The sequence below is a fragment of the Roseixanthobacter psychrophilus genome, from assembly GCF_043195195.1.
Classification (GTDB): domain Bacteria; phylum Pseudomonadota; class Alphaproteobacteria; order Rhizobiales; family Xanthobacteraceae; genus NCEH01.
The window spans coordinates 1-2,711 of record NZ_JBAFWT010000106.1; the positions used below are offsets into that span (position 1 = coordinate 1).

The window sequence follows — 2,711 nt, forward strand, 5'->3', positions numbered from 1 at the left end:
CATAGAGCGGGACCGCCGGTGTCATTCGTAGATCCCGTAAATGTCTTCGCGGATCTTCCGCAGTACCTCGGCGCCATCAATGGAGGCGCCGCCGGCACCGGCCTTCGACAAGGCCGCCTCCGTCGCCTTCAGAACCTTTTCCTGCGCCCGCTTCTCCACGGCGAGCGTGCGCGCCACATCATCCTTCGCGGCCTTGCCCAGGTGGTCCAGGGCTTTGGCAAGCTGCATGATTTCGCCGGTGGTCAGATCGACCGCGCCGTCGCCGCCGGAGGCAGCTTCCATGGCCGCCACCTGAAAACGGGTGAGAATGGCGTGCAGCATGACGATGTTGCCGCGCACGACGCGGCTGTCGTCCACCTCGCCCAGCTCCTTGACCATGGCCTCGGCCACCAGGCGCTGCCGGTCCACCATCTCCTTCGCCTTTTCGGCGTCCTGGATATGACGATGAAGCGCGGAGCGCGAAGGGATCGGCACCGCGAGCGTATCCAGCTCGCGCAGCTTGGTGACGATCTGATCATAGGTCGCGCCCTGGTCGCGCAGCCGCATGATCCAGTCCTGCACGTCCTTGGGCAGGGCATCGACGGACGAGCGCCGGGCCATCTCAATAGCTCGGCAGCTTAGGGGCGACGTGCGGGTGCGTGCGGCCGCCGGCGACGTCCAGGCCAAGCCCCGTCAGGGTGGCCCATTTCTGCGGGCCGAGCGCCGAGGGCAGCTCCTCGACCGTCAGCAGATTGTGCTGCGCGAGGTAGGCGAGATCCGCCTCGATCACGTCGCGATAGATGCCGTGCCGCCCCTCGGCGATCAGGGTGGTCAGCACACCGGCCCCCAGGCCGAGGCCCTCGGTGACGGCCAAGTGCTCAAGAATCGCGCGCCGGCGATCCCTCGCAATGTTTTCCGCGAAGCTCATCGTCCGCGCTCCTCACGTAATTGATTTTCCAGAAGCATGTTGGCCGTGTGCATGACGCTGCCGAGCATCTTCTCCATGCCCCGCGTCGATTCGGCCGTGACGGCCGTGGAGCGTTCGACCGCGCCGAGGCGCAAGCCGAGCTGCTCGATGTCCAGCCGGCTGGGCAGCTTCTCGGTGACCATTTCGAGGCGGGACAGACGTGAGTCGGTGTCGCTGCGGCGCTGCTCGACTTTTGTCGACAGGTCGGCCACCGCGTCCTTGAGCGCCTTGGTCTGTTCCGCATGCTCGGTTTTGGTGGGAAAACTCTGGCGCAGGTACAGCATGCCGACGCCCACGAGCAGAGGCGCGATGGCGCCCATGATCCAGACCCAATCCTTGATGCCCTGAATGAATTCGCCGGCCATCACAGCCCCCTCTGCCGCCGCTCGGCGATGGATTGGCAGGCGAGGCAGCGCGTCGCCCAGGGAGCGGCACGCCGACGCGCCGGCTCGATCTCGGCGCCGCAGGCCTCGCACGCCTCCGTGCCCTCGCCCTCGGTGCGGGCGCGGACACTGGCGATCTCGGCGCGGCGCACGCGCTCTTCCACCTGCTGGGCGATGTCGATGACGTCGCTCAAGAGCGCCTCCGCATCAGGCCTTCGGCGATCTTCTCGAATGGCCGGGTGACGAAATAGGCGGCGACGATCCAGCCGGCCCATTCGTCCAGCGGCTTCGGCAGGGCGGCGATGTTCCAGCGAAACAAGAAAATCGAATCGAGGATGACCAGCCACCACCAGGCCAAAAGCGGGTACACGAACAGCGGGCGGATGATCGCCGTCACCCACCAGCCCTGTTCAGCGATGACGATGTCGCCGGCGACGCGGCGGCTCTCCACCTCCGCCTGCACGGCGCTGATGGTGATGTCGGTGCGCAGGCGCTCGTGCGCCAGCTCGGTGTCGGCGCGGGCGCGCAGCGCGCCGAGCACCTTGTCCAGCAGGCCGCCAGAAAGGAGACGCAGCAGGAAGGCGAAAATCCCGGCGAGCATCAGACCACCTCGGAGGGCGGCAGGGCGCGCCAGTCGGTGGCGAGCAGATCGTCCTGGCTCGGCGTCCAGTGTCCGCTGTGGCGCGGCAGCAGACGCCACCAGATGGCGCCGATATGCGGCTGAGGTCCGGGCACGAAGAACAGGTAGCGCGGATCGCTCAGGCGCCGCGGATCGTTGCCGGTCTGGTCCCACGCATCGCGCGTGATGGTTCGGCCCGCGCGCAGCAGGGCCATGGCGGCGCCGATGTCGAGCCGGATGGTGGGGAGGTTGGGCGCCGGACTAGACATTGCGGTCGGCCCGGAACTGCTCGACCCGGCGGGCGACGATCTTGCCGCCGAGATAGATGCCGGCGCCGCCGGCGAGCACGGCGAGCATGGACCAATTGGCCGATGCCCAGGACAGCAGGCCGGCGGCGCTGTCCACCAGCGGGCGCACGGCGCTCGCGGTATCGAGCGCCTGTTTCGCACCATCGAGCACGCCGGTCTGCTGGCCCACACCGCCGAGGCCGAGCGCGACGAGGGCCTTGGCCCCGAAGGAAATCTGATCGGCGGTCTTAACGGTACCGGAGCCGGCCGCGCGCAGGTCGGCGGCGGTGGCGGTGGCGCGCTGCAGGCCGATCTCGCGGCGCGGCGTATCCGGGTCGGCCAGCTTGGACTTGGTCTCTGGTCCGTAAAGGCCGTCGACCGTCAGGCCGTTGTCCGCCTGGAAGCTGGAGAGCGCGCCGACGGTCTTGCTGCCGATCCGGCCATCGACCATGCCGACGCCGGTGTAACCGAGATCG

At 68.1% G+C, this 2,711-nt stretch carries 7 protein-coding genes; all 7 read right to left on the reverse strand.

The features are described 5' to 3' along the window. Positions 1-21 precede the first annotated feature (21 nt). A complete protein-coding gene (locus V5F77_RS28475) occupies positions 22-600 on the reverse strand; it encodes a phage protein Gp27 family protein (RefSeq protein WP_429008419.1) in 579 nt (192 codons plus the stop codon). 1 nt (position 601) lies between these two features. Then, complete coding sequence (locus tag V5F77_RS28480; protein ID WP_429008420.1) at positions 602-907, reverse strand: hypothetical protein; 306 nt, start codon at positions 905-907, stop codon at positions 602-604. Next, positions 904-1,311 (reverse strand): DUF2730 family protein, encoded by a 408-nt coding sequence (locus V5F77_RS28485; RefSeq protein ID WP_429008421.1) that lies wholly within the window; start codon positions 1,309-1,311, stop codon positions 904-906. Before V5F77_RS28485 ends, V5F77_RS28480 begins: the two co-directional genes overlap by 4 nt. Further along, a complete protein-coding gene (locus V5F77_RS28490; protein WP_429008422.1) occupies positions 1,311-1,523 on the reverse strand; it encodes a TraR/DksA C4-type zinc finger protein in 213 nt (70 codons plus the stop codon). The genes V5F77_RS28485 and V5F77_RS28490 overlap by 1 nt, the downstream gene beginning before the upstream one ends. Then, complete coding sequence (locus V5F77_RS28495) at positions 1,520-1,930, reverse strand: hypothetical protein (RefSeq protein ID WP_429008423.1); 411 nt, start codon at positions 1,928-1,930, stop codon at positions 1,520-1,522. The genes V5F77_RS28490 and V5F77_RS28495 overlap by 4 nt, the downstream gene beginning before the upstream one ends. After that, entirely contained in the window at positions 1,930-2,217 is a 288-nt protein-coding gene (locus V5F77_RS28500; protein WP_429008424.1) for a Thoeris anti-defense Tad2 family protein, read from the reverse strand. Before V5F77_RS28500 ends, V5F77_RS28495 begins: the two co-directional genes overlap by 1 nt. Further along, on the reverse strand, positions 2,210-2,711 hold a 502-nt coding region (locus V5F77_RS28505; protein WP_429008425.1), incomplete at its 5' end, for a peptidoglycan-binding domain-containing protein. The genes V5F77_RS28500 and V5F77_RS28505, both read right to left, overlap by 8 nt.